General features: G+C 33.4%; 25 protein-coding genes. All 25 read right to left on the minus strand.

Annotated features, from left to right (window positions below):
• Window positions 1–13: 13 nt before the first annotated feature.
• Window positions 14–1615, minus strand: a complete 1602-nt coding sequence (locus BQ4446_RS01270; protein WP_071025959.1) for a Na/Pi cotransporter family protein — start codon at window positions 1613–1615, stop codon at window positions 14–16.
• A gap of 122 nt (window positions 1616–1737) precedes the next feature.
• A complete protein-coding gene (locus BQ4446_RS01275) occupies window positions 1738–1998 on the minus strand; it encodes a hypothetical protein (protein WP_135100570.1) in 261 nt (86 codons plus the stop codon).
• Between the two features lie 39 nt (window positions 1999–2037).
• Entirely contained in the window at window positions 2038–2235 is a 198-nt protein-coding gene (locus BQ4446_RS01280; protein WP_071025963.1) for a hypothetical protein, read from the minus strand.
• A gap of 99 nt (window positions 2236–2334) precedes the next feature.
• Complete coding sequence (locus BQ4446_RS08345) at window positions 2335–2475, minus strand: hypothetical protein (protein WP_167632530.1); 141 nt, start codon at window positions 2473–2475, stop codon at window positions 2335–2337.
• Between the two features lie 87 nt (window positions 2476–2562).
• Complete coding sequence (locus BQ4446_RS01285) at window positions 2563–2751, minus strand: hypothetical protein (RefSeq protein WP_071025965.1); 189 nt, start codon at window positions 2749–2751, stop codon at window positions 2563–2565.
• A gap of 603 nt (window positions 2752–3354) precedes the next feature.
• Window positions 3355–3576 (minus strand): hypothetical protein, encoded by a 222-nt coding sequence (locus BQ4446_RS01290; RefSeq protein WP_245149636.1) that lies wholly within the window; start codon window positions 3574–3576, stop codon window positions 3355–3357.
• A 120-nt stretch (window positions 3577–3696) separates the two neighbouring features.
• The gene (locus tag BQ4446_RS01295) at window positions 3697–3966 is read right to left on the minus strand and encodes a hypothetical protein (RefSeq protein ID WP_071025968.1); all 270 of its coding nucleotides are present in this window, start codon (window positions 3964–3966) and stop codon (window positions 3697–3699) included.
• Window positions 3963–5138, minus strand: a complete 1176-nt coding sequence (locus BQ4446_RS01300) for an N-acetylmuramoyl-L-alanine amidase (protein WP_071025970.1) — start codon at window positions 5136–5138, stop codon at window positions 3963–3965. Before BQ4446_RS01300 ends, BQ4446_RS01295 begins: the two co-directional genes overlap by 4 nt.
• A gap of 3 nt (window positions 5139–5141) precedes the next feature.
• The gene (locus BQ4446_RS01305; RefSeq protein WP_071025972.1) at window positions 5142–5459 is read right to left on the minus strand and encodes a hypothetical protein; all 318 of its coding nucleotides are present in this window, start codon (window positions 5457–5459) and stop codon (window positions 5142–5144) included.
• A 46-nt stretch (window positions 5460–5505) separates the two neighbouring features.
• Window positions 5506–5643: an XkdX family protein gene (locus tag BQ4446_RS08055; RefSeq protein WP_083329004.1), complete on the minus strand. Its 138-nt coding sequence runs from the start codon at window positions 5641–5643 to the stop codon at window positions 5506–5508.
• Window positions 5643–5954 (minus strand): hypothetical protein, encoded by a 312-nt coding sequence (locus BQ4446_RS01310; RefSeq protein WP_071025974.1) that lies wholly within the window; start codon window positions 5952–5954, stop codon window positions 5643–5645. Before BQ4446_RS01310 ends, BQ4446_RS08055 begins: the two co-directional genes overlap by 1 nt.
• A 15-nt stretch (window positions 5955–5969) precedes the next feature.
• Window positions 5970–8339, minus strand: a complete 2370-nt coding sequence (locus BQ4446_RS01315; protein ID WP_071025975.1) for a BppU family phage baseplate upper protein — start codon at window positions 8337–8339, stop codon at window positions 5970–5972.
• A 12-nt stretch (window positions 8340–8351) separates the two neighbouring features.
• Window positions 8352–10601 (minus strand): phage tail spike protein, encoded by a 2250-nt coding sequence (locus BQ4446_RS01320; protein ID WP_071025977.1) that lies wholly within the window; start codon window positions 10599–10601, stop codon window positions 8352–8354.
• The gene (locus BQ4446_RS01325) at window positions 10598–11440 is read right to left on the minus strand and encodes a distal tail protein Dit (protein ID WP_071025979.1); all 843 of its coding nucleotides are present in this window, start codon (window positions 11438–11440) and stop codon (window positions 10598–10600) included. The genes BQ4446_RS01320 and BQ4446_RS01325 overlap by 4 nt, the downstream gene beginning before the upstream one ends.
• A gap of 5 nt (window positions 11441–11445) precedes the next feature.
• Window positions 11446–14106 carry a phage tail tape measure protein gene (locus tag BQ4446_RS01330; protein ID WP_071025981.1) on the minus strand — a complete coding sequence of 887 codons (2661 nt, stop codon included), beginning with the start codon at window positions 14104–14106 and terminating at the stop codon, window positions 11446–11448.
• The gene (locus tag BQ4446_RS01335) at window positions 14107–14403 is read right to left on the minus strand and encodes a hypothetical protein (protein ID WP_083329006.1); all 297 of its coding nucleotides are present in this window, start codon (window positions 14401–14403) and stop codon (window positions 14107–14109) included.
• Window positions 14404–14435: 32 nt separating this feature from the next.
• Complete coding sequence (locus BQ4446_RS01340; protein WP_071025983.1) at window positions 14436–14810, minus strand: tail assembly chaperone; 375 nt, start codon at window positions 14808–14810, stop codon at window positions 14436–14438.
• Window positions 14811–14855: 45 nt separating this feature from the next.
• Entirely contained in the window at window positions 14856–15353 is a 498-nt protein-coding gene (locus BQ4446_RS01345) for a phage major tail protein, TP901-1 family (RefSeq protein WP_071025985.1), read from the minus strand.
• An 8-nt stretch (window positions 15354–15361) separates the two neighbouring features.
• Window positions 15362–15748, minus strand: coding sequence for a hypothetical protein (locus BQ4446_RS01350; RefSeq protein WP_071025987.1), 387 nt, complete (start codon window positions 15746–15748; stop codon window positions 15362–15364).
• On the minus strand, window positions 15745–16089 hold the full coding sequence (locus BQ4446_RS01355; protein WP_071025988.1) for an HK97-gp10 family putative phage morphogenesis protein: 345 nt from the start codon (window positions 16087–16089) through the stop codon (window positions 15745–15747). The genes BQ4446_RS01350 and BQ4446_RS01355 overlap by 4 nt, the downstream gene beginning before the upstream one ends.
• Window positions 16086–16385, minus strand: a complete 300-nt coding sequence (locus BQ4446_RS01360) for a hypothetical protein (protein ID WP_071025990.1) — start codon at window positions 16383–16385, stop codon at window positions 16086–16088. Before BQ4446_RS01360 ends, BQ4446_RS01355 begins: the two co-directional genes overlap by 4 nt.
• Window positions 16382–16729, minus strand: a complete 348-nt coding sequence (locus tag BQ4446_RS01365; protein ID WP_071025992.1) for a phage head-tail connector protein — start codon at window positions 16727–16729, stop codon at window positions 16382–16384. The genes BQ4446_RS01360 and BQ4446_RS01365 overlap by 4 nt, the downstream gene beginning before the upstream one ends.
• On the minus strand, window positions 16729–16911 hold the full coding sequence (locus BQ4446_RS01370) for a hypothetical protein (RefSeq protein ID WP_071025994.1): 183 nt from the start codon (window positions 16909–16911) through the stop codon (window positions 16729–16731). Before BQ4446_RS01370 ends, BQ4446_RS01365 begins: the two co-directional genes overlap by 1 nt.
• On the minus strand, window positions 16908–17777 hold the full coding sequence (locus BQ4446_RS01375; protein ID WP_071025996.1) for a hypothetical protein: 870 nt from the start codon (window positions 17775–17777) through the stop codon (window positions 16908–16910). Before BQ4446_RS01375 ends, BQ4446_RS01370 begins: the two co-directional genes overlap by 4 nt.
• A 13-nt stretch (window positions 17778–17790) precedes the next feature.
• On the minus strand, window positions 17791–18360 hold the full coding sequence (locus tag BQ4446_RS01380; protein ID WP_071025998.1) for a DUF4355 domain-containing protein: 570 nt from the start codon (window positions 18358–18360) through the stop codon (window positions 17791–17793).
• Window position 18361: the final 1 nt, after the last annotated feature.

Consider the following 18361-nt stretch of genomic DNA (forward strand, 5'->3'; position numbering starts at 1 on the left):
TTAAGAAATTTAATTAATCATAGGAAAGTCTAATTGCATTTGAAAGATAGGATGCAATCCTTTCAAAGGCTGTGAGCATTTTTTCATATACAAGGCCACTTTCGGGGTTACAAATCCCTTCTTTCATTCTATCCATATGTGAATTTCTAATAACTTCAACGTCTTTTTGAACTCTTTCAAGGCCTTTTTTCATTTCGATATCTGTTTCATGTTTAGTTAAATCTTCACTAAGGACCCTAAAAATATCTTCAATGTGTGTCCTAATAAGTTTTAATTCATCATCTGTAATAGGTGTAAATTCAAGGATTTCATCATCCATAAGTTTCGCCTCTTCTGCAATGTTTTTGCAGTGGTCGCCCACTCTTTCAAGGTCACGAACAACACGTAAATATCCAGCAAAGACATTTGAAGTCATCTCATCCATTTCCTTGCCAAGGCCTGTAATTATATATCTTGTTATTTCTTTATTAAGTAAATTTATAACTTCTTCCCTTTGGTATATGTGTTCATATTTTTCGTCATCAAAATTGCCAATTATGCTGAAAGTTGCCATAAAATTATCATTGCAGATTCTAAACATTCTGTTTATTTCTGCCTTAATATCTGTAAGCATAAGGGTCGGTTCTTTTTTTACTTCAGGATTAATATATTGAAGGCTCATTTCATCATAAGCTTTGTCACGACCCACAATTACAAGTTTTGATAGGTCGGCAAGTTTTCTTGAGAAAGGTAGTAATATAATTGTTGTGCCAATATTAAAAATTGTGTGAAGATTGGCAACTTGTGCTGCTGGCAAAGTTCTTGAAAAATGTATTACAATTTTTTCGATAGGAATAAATAGTGATAGGACTACGAAGATAATTGTTCCTATAAGATTAAATAAAACGTGAACGACAGCTGTTCTCTGTGCATTTTTTGAAGTGCCTATGGCGGATAAAACTGATGTTATACAAGTACCAATATTAAATCCGCATACGATGAACATGGAAGATGATAGAGGAATAAGTCCTTGATTGGCTATAGCTTGCAAAATACCAACAGAAGCTGATGAAGACTGAATTATAGCTGTGATGCCAGTCCCAACAAGAACACCTAAAATTGGGTTTGAAAATTTTGTCATAAGACTTATGAAATCCGGATTATTTTGAAGGGGTGCCATAGATTCTGACATAAAGCCCATACCCATAAATAAAAATCCAAGTCCTATAACAACTTGTCCAAAATATTTTTTAACTTTTTTCTTAGAAAATGTAAATAAAACAAAACCTATAAAGGCAATTAAAGGTGCCATGGATGTTATATTTAGGGCTACTAATTGACCAGTAATTGTTGTACCAATATTTGCACCCATAATAATTCCCACGGCCTGGTAAATATTCATGACTCCGGCATTTACAAATCCCACAACCATAACAGTCGTTGCGGAAGAAGACTGAATTATTGCAGTTACAACTGTACCCACAAGAATAGCCTTAAAAAGATTTGAAGTCATAGTCTCAATTATTATTCTTAATCTCGTTCCTGCTACCAGTTCAAGCCCCTTGCTCATCAGCTCCATCCCATATAAAAATAGGGCGAGTCCTCCCAAAAGACCGATAAAATAAGATGTTTCCATTATCTCCTCCACATAATTTATATATTAATTTTTTAAATTTAATTTTTTAATAATATAGTCTATATATTAGAGCATTTAGCCATAAATATCAATGTTTTTAAAAATTAAAAATCCAAATAATATCAAAAAATACTATTTATTTTTGACGATTTTTGACGAGATTTGACCGAGTAACACTGGGAGAGTAAATTACATAATAAAATACCCTGCTTGATGCAGGGCTTATTTAATCTTAAAATTTTATCTTTATATTTTTCTAAAATCGGTTTAAAATATTTTTCTTCAGCTTCTTTTCTTGCCTTTGCTGCTTCTTCTAAAGTCTTATACAAGCCTAAATGTTTTTGGTTACCACCTAGGTTGATATAAGCTCTGTACTTTTTCAACCTTTTTATCAGTTTTTGATATACCTTTTTTAAATTTTTTTAATTATTTTTTAAAAATTTTTCTCTATCTTTTAACCATGATTTAATTTCTTCTAAATCTTCCAATGTTGCGTAATTATTTATATATTTTTTACACCCACTCTTAGTTCTACTTTTATCCTTTTTCTCCTTATTAGCGGCGTCCCATTTTCTTGATGCTCTTTTCTGGGCATCTGACACTGAATTTTTTGAGTTCATTTTACCACTCCTTGTTTTTTTCTTGCTCCAATGATAAAATATTTTATAAGAAAGAGGGGAGCAAGTCCCTCCATCTTATATTTTGTGTGTGCCTAGCGATTATTCGTTAGGCTTTTTTTCTGCTTCTTTAATTATTTTTTCTATAACTGTTTTTGCTTCTTCTGTCTTATCTGCATTTAGCAAAGCTTGTAAAGAGTATAAAACAGTTAATAATTCTAATCTCGTCATTTCTTCTTGCATTTTACTCCTCCCTCTTGCTCTAACTCGTTAAGTCTTCCTTAACTGTACCTTTATTATACTACGGGCATATATAAAAGTCAACACTTTTTAAAGTTTTTTAAAGTTTTTTTCTTTTTCTTTTATCCACTCTTTAACCTCTTCTAAATCATCAAGTTTCGCAAAATCTCTTATATATCTTTTGCAAGCACTTTTAGCTACATAAATTTTTCTTCTCTCTTTGTTTTCAGCGTTCCACTTATCTCTTGCTTTTTCTTGAGGTGTTTTTTCAGTTTTCATTTTTTCCTTTCTTAATTTTAACTATTAAAAGTAAACATAAAACAATAACTAATACATTGCTAATTACTCCAAAATTTTTAAAAATACTTATCACATTTATCGCAGTGATTACACTTAATAAAATTATATTCGCATCTATTTTTTTCATTTTGACTCAATGAGCATTTTATAATATAATACCCTTAAAGGGAGAGAGGGAATTTCCCTCTCTTTGAGTTACTATTTTAATGCTTCTTTTATCAATCCGATAATGCCGATTAACAGATTTAGTAAAAGTATTATTAATTCTAGTAGCTCTTTTTTATTACCCTTTTTAGGTTTCTTCTTGCTCGTTTCCTCACCTCCTGACTATATTATATACGTTATAACGTATAAAGTCAACACTTTTTTAAAAAATTTTTTTTAATTATTTTTGATGATATACTTAACTTGTATATGTCAAAGTATGTATTGCATTAACACCCATGTACAAATTCTTAGAGAGTGCTATAATGGCACTCTCTTTTTATTTGCACTAAAAAAAGCCTGAAGATTTCTCTCCAGGCTAATTTATCCTAAAAAGTATTAAAAACTAAATTTTACATAAGTTTCAATCGTACTATATTAATCTTCTTTGTAGTCTTCGGTGTTGATTATATTTGTGACATCAGTTGGTTTGCTATCTGCTATGCCCTCTGAAAGCATATAGATACATAGACCACCTATAGCTGATACTAAAGCAACTACTCTTTCTGTTGTTTCAGGTGCAGCATTTGTAAATGCAATTAAAGCAATTACAACTGCACTGATGCAAGCCCAGAATTTTCTACTACCTAACTTTCTCAACAAATCTTCCTTTTTCATTCTTCAACTCCTTTCAAATCATGGCAAATGCAGGCTTTCAAGAGTTTCGCTCCAGATTGCCCGTATTTGCGTTTTTATTTTTAATTGATACCTTTATATGCCTTAATTTACAGCTTTACGCTCTTTTTTGCTTGGGTTAAAGTATCTCAACTTTTTATCCAAACTTTTAAATTCTTCCTCTGTCAAAAGTCTTTTCATAGCGACTTTATACTCTGGACAGTAAGGATATTTCCAGGCATCAATTAAATTTCTTACTTTAACTGCATCTTTTTTTGTCTTAAGGTGAGCGTGTTGCTCGTACTCCCCGTCAACTCTTACAAGCAGCCAAGGTCTTTCGTCGCACCTTGGCTTAAATTTTATACTTAGCTTCACGACCTCACTCCTATGATGTTGTTTAATTTTCGGCTCGTGTGGACTCCAAAATTATTTTTATAAAACATCTGCGTTGAGCCTCCACCATCAAGGGCAATTGCTCCGTCTATACCTAAAGCCTTTACTTTATCTCTAAAAACTGCCATAGAGCAAGGCTCGGATACTATGAGATAAATTTCTTTGCCTTTAAAAGCTATGCCAGTATGAGTTGTGCATCTTAAAATGTCTTTAGGCACTTGCTCATAATTTGGATTATATGATGGATAAAGACCGACTCCACCTATAGCCCAGTCGATTTTATCTCTTTTGATGTCGGATAAATTATTTGCATACTCGACTGTAACTTTGCCATCTCCATAAATCATAGTGGCTCTTTTGATGTTTTTCTTCCAGTGGTTTTTATCAGCATTTGGACCGATAGGCTTACCATTATTTACTGCTATTCCCCAAGTGGATTCTTTAAGTTCTGGCTTTGCTGTGTCAAAAAAAGTACCGTTAATTCCATAGGCTCCAACTTGTCTAAGTGTTTTGCCACCGAGTTGTTGGATATAAATTTTATCTGCTGTGGTCTTTATGATTTTTAAGTCATTTGTTGTAAAATAATCTTTTTCTTGCACTTTTATATCTCCCCCAAACTCACTATTTTGAGATAGGTCTATTTGCCATTCAATAGGTTTTTTGATATCATCTTTAAACTGCCACCACATCGCCCAGTTATTGGCTCTAAAGTTATGAGGACAGTCTTTTCTCGACACATCATAATGGCGGCAAACTCTTTCTGCAGGAATTTTAAATTTTTGCATCAAGTTTTTTGTGAGTTCCAAGATATTTTTATATACCTTAGTTTGGTCGCTGTCAGAGTTTACGCACATCTCAATGCTTATAGAGTTTGAGTTTGTGCATCCATTTAAGTATCTTCCATGTCCTTGATTATCTCCTACACTCCAAGCTACAAAGCTATCTCCTATCACTTGTATAATTTGTTTATCATCTACATAGTAGTGTGCAGAGCCATATCTTGTGGCAGTCTGTAAGTATCTAAAGTGAGCCATGGCATCTGCACCTTTGGAGTAATTTCCCGTGTAGTGGATAACTAGCCACTTGATGTCGCTGTAAGGTCTTTTTTTACCTATCTGCTTTTTATTGCTAATAAGTTTATATAAAAATCGCATAACTCACCCCTTAACTAACTTTGCTATTATGCCAGTCACAATGGCAGTAATTACAATAGTAACTATTGTGTCCTTGTACTTGTCAAAAGCCTTTTTAGGCTTATCAGAAATCTCTATAAGTGTTGCGTTCATTGTCTTTAACTGTTCTTTGATAAAATCTAAGTCTTTCTGAAAGAGTTTGATATTTGTGTCTTGTATGGAGTTATCTGTTGCAATTTTATCTATTTTAACCTCGTGGTCTTTAAGGGTAGCCTCGTGTCTTTCCGCAATTTTTTCCACCAAAGATAATCTCTTTTCATGGTCTGTTAATCTTTCTTCCATATGTCACCTTCTTTATAAAAAAGAGAGAGGTCTTATCCTCTCTCACTTAAAAATCTTTCCCAGTAATTTCTTTAAACTGCTCTTTGCTGATGTCCCCAAACGGATTGGTTTCTGTAATTACTGCTTGTCTTAAAACATCAATATCAATCCAGCTTAAATCATAAGCCATTTTCCAAAAATCCATTACTTATTACTCCTTTCAATTTCCATGAGCTTTAGTTTCAAGTTAGCTACTTCTTGGCCTAACTTTTTATTTATCATTTTTTCTTTCATGCTATCTATTTTGAGACTTGAAATTTCTCTTGTTATGGTTTTTTCAATTGTATCTTTGATAGGCTTCTCGTAATATGGTTTCTTGTCTTTATTTATCTTAAGGATTCCATTTTCGACAAATTCAGGCTCTTCTTCAAAAATAAAGTTGTCCCCTAAATAATCTAACTTTTTATCACTAATTAAAATAATTGTGTCATTTTCATAATATAAATATTTTTTCATTGTTACCACCTAATATTATCCGTTAAATACTAAAACATAAGATCCGGCGTAATAGACTTTAATTTCAGTGTTTTTGTATTTTGCACCAAGTATTATTGGGGCGTTAAGTGTGTCCACTGGTATGGCATAAGAACCTACCCTAATAGAAAGAATCGCCGCATTTTCTGGTTTTTTCCCATCCGATGTTGGACTAAGAATATAAGCATAAACTGGGATTTGTCCATCCTTTAATTTATAGGGGTTGTCCCAACATGATTTGTTAGTAGTTGATTCAATTTTTATAAACTTTTTAGATTCTAATAAAATATTCATTATAAAACTTGAGTTAGTAGTTAAATTTAGCATATTATACGAATTTATAAACGCGTTTATTCCAACACTTGAATTTATCATTGCGTTTATAAACGCATTCGATTGAAAGGCATAATCTAATGCTATTTTATTATTTGCTAATTCCTTCATAGCAACTTCAGAGCTAACTAAGTCTTTAGTTGTTTGTATTGTGGGTGAAAAATTTGTACCGGCTATTAAATTTAACTTATTGTACAAGTTGTTCGCTTCATTAAATATATAGTCGTTATAAATTAACTTCCACGAAATAGCAGCGACTTCATCTTCAGAAATTCCTCCAAGTCCAAGACCTTCAAAATCTTCTTTTGTTATATCTCCAGTTTTCCCTAAAACACGAGTTACTGTGTCAGTGTACTTAGGATTTAACGGGATAGCATCAACTTTCTCCTTAGCTACATCTGTAAAGTCATTGCTGGATAAGCTTTTGCCCTCTATCGCATCGACCTTATTATTCCAGGTCTTTTTTTCGGTGTCAGTTACAGTTCTATGCGTGCTATCGCTTATCATTTCAGATAGCTTTGTTTTAATTTCAGATTTTTTAGCATAATCAATTAAATCAACTTTAGTGTCTCCAACGATTTCCCAATTTCCATTTATCCATAAATATTCAGTGCAGACATTATTAGAGTCGCTTTTATTCTTTAAAAGATAAACCACATCATCAACACCAGAAGAAGGCAGAGAAGTAACAACTTCTTTTTTTAATTTTGCAGAATTGTTAATCATAGTTTGTATTTCAATTTCAGTTTTAAAAGTTTTGTCATTATTCAATTGTGATAACTTTGTAGGGATTTCTGTTTTCTTTGCATAGTCCACCAGTTGGCTTGTAACATCAATCTTTAATAAATCTTCCTTAGTTGCATAAGATTTCAAGGCTTCCTCTAACTTAGGGTCAGTTATATATTGGTCTAGATTTCCACTTGCAATTATGCCCTGCACCTCATCTTTTGTAAGGTTTAATTGGCTCATCAAATCTCTTATAAGATTTTCAGTTTTTTTAGCTTCAGTGTCTGTTGCCTTTAAACTTGTATTTGTACTTTCAGCGTTGCTTATACTTCCATCTAAATTACTTTTAGCACTATTGGCACTACTTATGCTTGTAGCAAGATTTGAGTTTAAAGTATCCCCTTGACTGATTTTATCTAATAAATCATTAGAGACTGAATTTCCAATCCTAGTTGAATTATCCAACTTAGTCTTTGCCTCATTCGCAGCAGAAGTTGTCGCTTCTAAAAATTGTCTTGTATTTGATGCAGCAGTATTTGCTTGCTCTAATTGACCTTCTGTTGTTTTAGCAACTGATGTTTTATTTTCAAGATTAGTTGCAGTTTGTTTTCCATCTGCAATTTTAGCATCTAAATTTGTTAAATTTGAGTTTGCTTTCGTGTTTTCCTCAACTAAAGTGTTTTTAATATTTTCTACTTCATCTTTAAAACCTACTGCCTCGTTTAAAATGTTTTGAGCATTTGTTGTTGTTGTCTCTAAATTACTTTTAATTTCAAGTGCTTTCTTTTTGCAGCTTGCAAGGTCTTCCCTTGTATCTGTGCCTTCTTTTATTCCAACCTTTAAGGACAAGTCAACCTTTTTAGCTTCTTCTAAAGTTCTATCACAATCTTTTAAAAACTCTTTAGCTTCTTTTATATCGTCATACATAATAACAAGATTAGTCCCCATAGAAGAACCTGCTTCAACACCTTCTTCAATGTGCATTTCAAAGATTTTTGAGCCTATTTTTTTATCATCTTTTTTTAGGATAAATTGTGCTTGCTGTATGCCAGGATATTTAAGCTGAGAATTAAATAATTGTAATTTAAATATCCCTTTTCCTGCATCAACTATTTCCCCATCACAGTAAGTTACTTCTTTTTGATTTCCCACATAAAGCCTTAAACTCATTCCAGTAACATCTATGATGTCATTTCTATCAGATAATATCTGCACTGTAAAAGTTCTCCCAGTGTCGGTTTGAGTTGCAAATAACTTCCCACCATAGGAGTTGTCAAATTTTAATTTTAATACTTCATCTTGTACCATCTTATCCCTCCTTTAACCCAACATTGTCATTGTTCCATCTTTAGACACTACATATGCATTGTAAGGATTAATGTAAATTCCTGAACTTAATCCATTTGAATTGCTGTCGTTCAAAAATCCAATAAACATACCATATGGTAGATAGTTTAATTCCCTATATTTCATAATTGCAAAATCTCTTGCCCATTGCGAATTTTCAAGAATTCTAAAACCTAAATTCCCAATTAAGTTAATATCAAAATTTTTGTTCGCATTGTCGTAGTATCCATTGCGATTAAATTGCATATATGCCAAACCCTTGCCATCTGCAATAACGAAGCCATTATTTTTCCCGTGTGCAATAACAAACTGTCCAAAACTTTTATAAATTGCACCTAAATATTCTTCATTGCCAGGATTTATAAACTTTATATTTCCGCCATAGGAAGTGCTTCCGTCTGTTTCGTGCCATAAAACAGACTCCCAATTCTTGTTTTTGTTTTCCCTATTGTAAATACTAAATCCTTTTGTTGCATTGATTTCAACTTTTACAAGTCCATCACTTCTAACCGCTTGGAATCCCTCTTGTGTGTTTATTTTTATCCCGTTATACAACTTATCTTGGATTATTGCCTTTTTAACATCTGCTACTCCATCTTTTACCTTGTTTAAGTCTATGGTGTACTCATATCCGTCTTTTTGGTAAATCATAATCCCGTCTTTGTCTATTTGCACCACATTGTTGTCTGCAGCTACCTTTTCAACTTCCTTGCCGATAGAGGTGTTGTAAAAGTCAGATCCGACAATAATATTTTCAGCATTTACCTTTGCAAATTCACCAAGAGTGCCTACAATTCTTTCTGCAAGTATTCCATCTCCTGTTCCAAATGTTTTAAAATCCCATTGTCCGTTGGAGTCTTTTTGATTTGCTATTGCCATTTTACCTGCTCCAATGTAAATAACTTTTGTTGGGCTTTTGTCTATTGGTCTATCAAAGGAATAATAACCTGCAGGAAGTCCATATTTGTTGCCTGCCTTGAACTCGTAATTATAACCATCTTCGTTGAAGAAAGTATTTTTTAAGCCTTCCCTCATCTCATTTATAACATCGTTAAAGGTCAAGTTAGCATTATTCGCGACTTCTGTAACCCTGCTATCCAAATCTTTTAATCCGTTTAAAATCTGCTTATTTTTTCTTCCTTGGCTGTACTCTAAATTGTCACCCAATTCAATTTTTGTTGCACTTGGATTTAAAAGGTTTCTTGTAATTTTAAAAACTCTTGCTGAATAATAAATGTCTAAGTCGTGTCTAATGATATTTATAGTGTCGCCTAAATAAACAGTTCCATAGTCGCTTATATCTGCCTCAAATTGTACCAGAGGTCTACTATTTGCTACTAACTCATCATAAGTTGCTTGTAACAATTCTTTTGCATCTTCAATTTTATCTTTTACAACTAGCTTAAATCTCGGTGTTCCGTCAGAGTATCCATATTTTTCAGTAAGTTCTTTTATCTCAACATATTCTTGACCTAAAGGCTTATCTACTGGGTCTCCTTTTGCCTTGCTCCACTCGACTTTCTTAAAATCAATTCTTCTTCCAAATCCGCCAGTGGATTCTCCACCTGCATCAAATTTTTCTTCACCTTTTCCTCTTCCAATTCCCGCTGTAAATATATTTTGTTGGTCTTCTTCTTTAACAACCCTTAAAGCAGAGTGTCCATAAACAAATCTTTTATGAGTGATGTAGCCCATCTTGTTATACATATTTACAATTCTCTTAGTGATTTTATTCCCCTTGATTTTTACTTTAAATTCAAGTTCCACTCCAAAGGTATCTATAAGTTTTCCAAGTGCATCAAGCCTTGTAATATCATATAAATAAAAGTCTCTTTCAACTGTTCCTTCTGCAATTCCAACTTCCCACCTGCTACCATTTAAAATAGTCGCAAGTGCCTTCGCTCCAGTAGTATTTTGCATTCTAAACTCTCTTAAATACCCATAGCCTTTAAAGTCATCATAGGCTATGTTAATGCCCTTATAGTGATAAGAAGTGTCTGAATTTGCATAATTAATCAGCTTGTAAAAATAAAAATCATTTTCATTATTTACGTCTGCGTGTGCTACAAATTCAACTTCTTTCATCTGGTCTTTTAAATTTAAGGGTATTTCAAAGTCCAAAGTCATCAAACCATTAAGGTTTTCTTCCTGTTGGCAAAACCTCAATTCATCAGTTTTTAATTCTCCCAATAAGTTTTCTTTGTGGTCGAATAAATAAATCATAATCTAACCTCTCTATACTCAATCTCCACATTACAGTTTAAGTTGGTCTCAATCTCGTCATAGGTGCTAATTGTAAACTCTTCTAGTTGTGAGTGGATATCCAGATACTTATAAAAATTTTCGTCTCCTTTTCCTCTTATACTCCAATCGTTAAAGTCAATGATGGTAAAATCGCCTGCAGCAAAGTTTTTATCAAAGATTATCCTTCTTCCATCTGTAAGGTTTTTTAAAATTAATTTATTTCCAGAAGTCTTTAAATCAATTTTTATTTTTTCAATTTTTAAAGGATAGTTTGTATCTTTTATAATTTTTGTTCTCGTGTTAAAGTTTATTTTTTCAGAATCTACTCTAAATTTAAAAGGGTTTGATACTTCAATGCTGATGTTACAGATGGCTTGCAAATTATCCTCTTGTGGACTTTCAACCTTTGTTACTGTCCCCAAATAATAAAAGTTTATGTCGTCCGTAAATCTTATTTGTACATCTTCTTTGTCTAAATAAAAATTAAGTTCTTCGAATTTACTAAAATAATCTTCTTCGTCTTTTGCCATTAAAACAAATTTAACTGTAAACTCTCTTGATGCAATGCTTGAGGAGATAAACCTGCTATTATAACCCGCACTTACATTGTTTTTGCTCGTGTAAGTTCTGGTTTTTCCACTTACTTGAATTTTTTTAAACTCCGATGTTTCTATATTTCTTCCAACCAATTCTCGCCCATAGACTGCCAAGGTCATAAATCCATTAATCGTTTCATCTAAATTAATTCCATCAATAATAGTTTGTACCTTGCTTTCTATTGGGTAAGCGCATTGATCTATATTTCTAAAATCATACATTTTCATCACCAACTATATACTTCTTCAAAATTAGCAACTTTACCTTGTATGTTTGTAATATCATCAACTACTGCCCTAAAGTTTCTATCGCCTAATCTCAAATTAATTGTTGCAGGCTGCTTTTGACTTAAATTGTCGTTAACTTGGTACTCAATCTGTGATGTTGCCTTGCTCTTTAAATTGTCAAGCTGAGGTATATTGTCTATTGGCTTGTAAGTTCCAATAACATCATCAACTACATTTTTCATACTGTTGACTGCTGTCTTGCTTTCTTTGTCAATTCCTATGGCAAAACCTTCCATTGTGAATCCACCAATTTCTTTAAACACTTTTGACGGAGAGCCAATTCTTAAAAGTCTTTTTGCTGCACTAATTGCATTTCCAACTGCATCTTTAACTGCGCTAATTAATTTACCTGCAAATTGAGTTACACCTTGAACAAATCCTTTTATTAAATTGCCTCCTGCTGATATTGCTTGCCCTACAAAGCCTTTAGCTGAACTCACCGCTTGTGCAAAACCTTGTTTTACTGAACTAATTAATTGTGACATTGAACTTTTAGCTTTGCTTACCATATCCGTAAATCCTTTTTTAACAGAATTTCCAAATTCAGTAACCTTTGTGTTGACGGCGCTTTTCATGTTGCCAAATCCAGATTGAATATTAGTTTTCATGGTATTGGTAGATGATTTAACTTGATTAGATATTCCGTCCCACTTTGCCTTTGCATCTGTTTTTACAGCTGTCCAGATTTCTTGTGTCTTTGATTTTATATTATTTGTAGTATCGACTACAGAGGTTTTAATGTTGTCCCAAGACGTTTTAGCTTTAGATTTCATTCCTTCCCAGTCGCTGCTTAATTGTTCTTTTAAGCCACCAATTTTTTCTTTTGCTCCATCTTTTATTGTTGATGCCTTGTCTGTAACAGTTGATTTTATATTGTCCCAAGACGTTCCCGCAGCGGTTTTTATATTATCCCAAGTTGTTCCTATTTTTTCTTTTAGCCCGTCTATTTTTTCTTTTGCACTATCTTTTATTGCTGTAGCCTTATCTGATACTGTTGTTTTTATGTTGTCCCAGGCAGTAGATGCACCTTCTTTGATATTAGACCAAGTTTCAGACATTTTTTCTTTAAAGCCACTCCATTTTTCTTGTATGCCATCAACTACACTTCCAACTTTTTCAGTTATTCCGTCCCAGAGGTCGCTAGCGCCTTCTTTTATCGCTTGCCAAGTTTGAGACATGAATTCTTTTATCTCATCCCAATGCTTATAAATAGCTACTGCTGCAACCGCTATTCCTGCAACTAAAAGTAGCCAAGGGTTGGCTGCAAATAGACCAAATAATTTCATAAACCCACCTGCAACTAATTTTACAGTTGATGTTATTGCAGTAAATTTTCCAATTACGCTTCCAATTATCGTTAATAGAGGACCAATCGCCGCTGCCAACAATCCAATTTTTATAATCATTTCTTGCTGCTCTGGCGATAAATTTCTAAACTTATCAGCTAACTCTTTTAATTTAAGTGCAAAATCTTTAATGTATGGCATTAAATAAATTCCTATCGTTCTCCCAACATCTTTGAAACTTTCAATCGTAATTTTTAATTGTGATTCCAAAGTTTCATATCTTTGTTGAGCTTCTTTACTTAATGCGGTGTTTTCCTCAAAAGATGTTGTAGCCATATCAAAGGAGTTGGCAAGTAAATCTCCTGCACCAGATAATCTTAATAATGCATCTGTTTCTCTAATTCCGTTTATACCAAGTTCGCCTAACATGCTAACTACATCAGCACCGCTGTCTTTTGCCTTTCCTAAACCTGATACAAAAGATGTTATAGCCTCTTGTGGTGCTGTCTTCCACTTGCTTGCAAATTCTTCCGCAGACATTCCCGCTATAGCTGCGAAACCTTGTAATTTATCTCCGTTGCTTATAACTTGAGTATTCATTTTTTGCATAACTCTACTAAAAGCAGAGCCCCCTGCTTCTGCTCCAATGCCAACCGATGATAAAGCACCTGCAAGACCCATTATTTGAGCCCCTGATAGCCCAACTTGATTACCAGTACCTGCAAGCCTCATTCCCATGTCAACAATTTCTGCTTCCGTTGTAGCCAAATTATTACCTAAATCTACAACTGTTGAGCCTAAGTTTTCAAATGCTGATTGTGGCATTTGAGTTATATTTGCAAATCTTGCAAAGCTTGTCGCAGCTTGTTCTGATGTTAGGTTTGTAGTGTTTTTCAAGTCAATCATTGTTCTCGAAAAATCTAAAATATGTTCTTTACCAATGCCTAGTTGTCCTGCTGCTTCTGCTACCCCTGCAATTTCTGTTGTCGTTGCGGGAATTTCTGTTGCCATTTGCCTTATTCCATCGCCCATTTCCTTAAACTCTTGGTCAGTTAGTTCTGTTGTTTTTCTTACACCTGCCATAGCACTTTCGAATGATATTGCAGCCTTTGCACTTGCAGCACCAATACCAACTAAGGGTGCAGTGACGCCAAGAGTTAATCCTGCTCCAACTCCTTTTAAGGCACTACCAACACTTGCCATATCCCCTGTACTACTTTTAAATTCATTTATAGAGGCCATCGCTCCCTTTAGCCCTGCTTCAAATGATTTCCAGTCTGCAGTCAACATGGCTTTTACTTCGTAAACTTCCATCTACTCACCCCCATTCATTTCTTTTATCTTGCTATAAAGGCTAATATCTTTTTCGCTTATTTCTATTTTCCTGTCCTCAATTTGTTTTAATTCTTTTTCATAATCAAATAAATCTTTGAATTTTTTATATACTGGCTTTCCTTTTTTATCATTTGATTTTGCCAAGGCACTCTGCCAAGCAATAAGTGATGCCATGTATCTTTTATCAACTTGATTAAAACTATATGCCTTTAACATCACCTCAAAATCAGCTAAGGTCGTTGCTTTTATTTCCTCAATAGTCATTTGAGGATACATTCTTTTTACCAGTACAAGGACATCAAAATATGTTATTCGCTCGCTTTTTCCGCTTGCTTTTCTTTGATTTTTAGAATTTTGCTCACTTTCACTTTTGTAAGAGGTTGCTTTTTTAGGCAGTCTAAAGCCTCTTTAAAAAATGCAGTAAATCCTTTTTCATCTAAAGTTCCAAAATATTCCTCAATCTCGTCATTTGATGGCTTTTGTTTTTCTAAAATAGTTCCCGCTTTTATAAAATGAAGTGCCACCATTAAATCTTCTTGTTGTAATCCCAAAACAAGCATATTCAAGCCAACACCATAATCCATCATTCCATCAACATTTACTTTGTAAATCTGATCCAAATAATCTATTGAGGCAAAACTCATTCTAATTTCATAATCTTTATTCCCAAGTTTTAATATCATAATTTCTCCTTAATTCAAAAAAAGAGTGGATCTTTACCACTCTCTTTATACTGTCTTTGGTTCTGTATCTGTGAATTTATATTGGACTACTTCTTGTTGTTCTTGCGTTAAGGTAACTTCGCCTTCTTGTCCAATACCAGATGTCACAAAAGTTGCTTCAAGTTCAATTAAATCCTCAACATTTGCTGACTTGTTAAATTCTGTAACTATCCCTTGTCTATAAATGGCAGGATATTTGTTTCCACCACCTTTGTTAGGTGTAACATCAACTTCCCATACTTCGACAGTTTTATTTTCAACAAGTGCCTTATCAAGCATTTTAGCTACTGGGTCATCTTTTGCCATAATGCAGTTAAAGGATATTTCTTCTTCCATTCCTTGACCAACTGTTACTGGCCCATCTTTTGTTTCTGTAACATCACTATCTCTTGACTTGTCGACAGAGTGTTCAGTCTGAAATGCTAATTTTGCAGCCTTGTTTTTTGCTGCATCTTCTAAAAGTCTAAATAATAATATTAAATTTTTACCTTTTAATGCTTCCATATTTCCTCCTAATTTACTAAAAATGTGATTTCTAAAACTCCATGCATAAGTGGAGTATCAGTTGTATTATCAGTAAGCATTCTATAATTCATTTCTTTTACTAAAATGTTTCTTTTAAATGCTAATTCTTCTTCTCTTATAGTCTGCATATACTTTAAGATTAAGTCGCTTATACTTCTTCTTTCTCTAAAATCGTTATGAAAAAAATGTATTCTTTGAGTTACATTTGCAAAGATAACAGATTTATTTACTATATCATTTGAGAATTGCTCTCCAATAAAGATAAAAGGATAAGCTACTTCTTTTCCTGGCAAGTAATCATAAACTTTGCCATCAAAAACATCTAAAGCCGTATTTTTGCATAACATAAAAACGCTTTGTTGAGGTGATATCATTTCAAAATACCTCTCATATCTTCTTTAAATTTCCCTACTTGTTCTTTAAATGCAGGACCTACAAAGGGTGTCCCAGATTGATACCTTGTGCCATACTCTTGATAAACTCCATAATCAACATTATCTCCTCTTACTATTGCAGTTCTTCCTTCGTCTACAATATCAAGCGAAATACTTCTTTTAAGAGTTCCTGTGTCAACTGGTGCGAACCTTTGAGCCTTTTCGTGCATTTCTGCCCCGTTTCTTTTGACTATTTGTTTTGCAAGTTCAGCCCTTAATATTTTTTCACTTAAAGATTCTGTCAGCTTTTCAAACCCACTAAAAGTACAATTAAAACTCATTGCTTCACCACCAAATGCATGACTTGTTCCTGCATTAAAGTTCTAATCATCTTGACTAAGTAAATTGTCTTATCAATTAAAACATAGTCAAAATCTTCAGTAACTTTCGCTTTAATTCTTATGGTCTTTGATCCCTGGATCACTTTTCCGTATAGCAAATTCATTGCTTCTGTTCCAGTATCCGTTATGTCAGCATATCTTTCAGTTTGTACAATATTCCCTACGCTATATTCTCCACTATCTCGATTGTAAAATTCTTCCTCTTTTACAAATTTCACTATGTCGCTATATCTCACAAAAAACGCACAACCTTTTTATTTTTAAAGTCCTCATCAAGTTCCTCTATAAACTTGTCTATAAAATCTGCATATTCGTCAAAGTCGCTTGTACTAAAGTTGATACTGTGCCCTTCAACAGTTTCAGAGGTCATCCCCTCACTACCTATTCGGTTGTATCTTTTAACTGCAATCTCAACGACTATAAACTCTAATTCTTTTGGAATTTCTTTGATCTCTTTTGGGAGCAGTGCCATAAGTTTTTCTTGAGTTAAGTTAACAATTAAATCTATTAATTTTTTTTGCTTTTCATCAACTATCCCATCAATAAATATTAAATTAGTAACTCTTTCAGCAATTGTCATTAAATCACCTTGCTTTTTACTCTTTTTTTATTGACTGTTATAATCTCAATTTCCTTTACAAATCCTTTTTGGATTAGTTCCTTCGCTCTTTCCTCGTCCTTATAATCAATAACAGAATTTAAAAGGCGAAGCGTGTTTCCTTCGCCCTTATCCCTGTATTCTCTTATAACTCTAACTATCATACGCTTGGAGTAGCTGCGGCTTTAATTGTAACCTTGATAATGCCGTCAAGTCTTTCAGCAAATAAAGCTCCACCAGATAGAGTTGTAGTTTCAGCAGTCAATCTTTCCTTATTGATAGCGTGAGTGATGCCAATAATTCCAGTTTCGTCTGTTGTAAAGTCAAATCCTGCCTTTGCAATTTCTCCACCATTAACAATTGGGTATGCAAAGCAAAGATTTTCTGCAGCAGTTGCATATACAGTTTTTGCCTTTACTTGTGGAGTGATGATTACAATGTTTACTCCTAAAAAGTTCTCAACATAGTTAAGACCAAATTCATTTTGTATAGTTATATTTGCCTTTGCTAGATAATCTGATGCATCCATAGGATTTACAAAGGCGATTGTAATTGCTCCATCATCTTCAAATTTAGTCTGCACGTTTCCCCATGCTTGTGCTAATGCACCTTGCAATCCTTCTCCGTCAACTGCAGTTGTACCTTTCCCAAGTTGAGCAAAGAAATTTCCTCTAACTTCTTTTTGTAACTCTCTTACAAGTTTTTCATCAGTCATTGCAATTGCTCTTGCAAATCCGTATTTTTGGATATCTTCAACTGCTACTGCTTTTCTGTGTTTTGAGTAAGCAAGTTCAATAGGTTCTGCTTCTTCCATTTCCACCTTTGATAGTGGGATAATTTCTCCCTTAGCTACTTCTCCATTTTGTAGTGTAACTTTTGATTTGTAAGTTTTAATTACAGAACCTGCAGCCATTGGAAATTTTCTTTGTACTCCTAGCATTGTTAAAAGGGATGTAATGCTATTTCCAAAATTCTCCACAAAATCAATTGATTGTGCTTTTACTAATTTTTCTGTTAAGTTTTCTGCCATAATTTTTTCTCCTTTATTCAAATAAATTTAAGTTTTCAGCTATCGTCTGCTGTCTAAGGACTGAGTCTTTTATTTTCATAATTTCTTCTTTAGTTAATTTTGAGCCTCCACCTTTCTTCGGTGTAGTTCCTCTCAACTTGTCCTTAACAACTTTTTCTACCTCAGCGTTAAAGAGTTCCACAAAGTTTGAAATATTTTCTTTTGTCTTATCTGCTTCTTGATCTACTAAAACTTCTAAAAGATTATCTGAAATTGATATGTTTTCTTCCGCTAAAATTCCTCTAGCAACTTTTATCATTTCATTTTTATTTTTCTCTGCCCTTAACTCATCAAGTTCCTCTTGCAGCTTATCTTTTTCATATTTGATTTTTTCTTCTGCATTCATCTTTTCAAGTTTTTTGGCTTCGTTAACTCTTTTTTCTTCTTTAGCTTTCCAATCTGCAAATTTCTTATTTACAATTTCGTCTACTTCTTTGTCTGTGTATTTCTTTTCTTCGTGTTTTTCTTCTTGCTGTTCTTCTTTTTGTTCTGCTTCTGTTTTAACTTCTTCTTCGACTTTTGTGTCTTTAGTTTCTTCGTTCATT

Source organism: Peptoniphilus raoultii (assembly GCF_900099555.1).
Classification (GTDB): Bacteria; Bacillota; Clostridia; order Tissierellales; family Peptoniphilaceae; genus Peptoniphilus_A; species Peptoniphilus_A raoultii.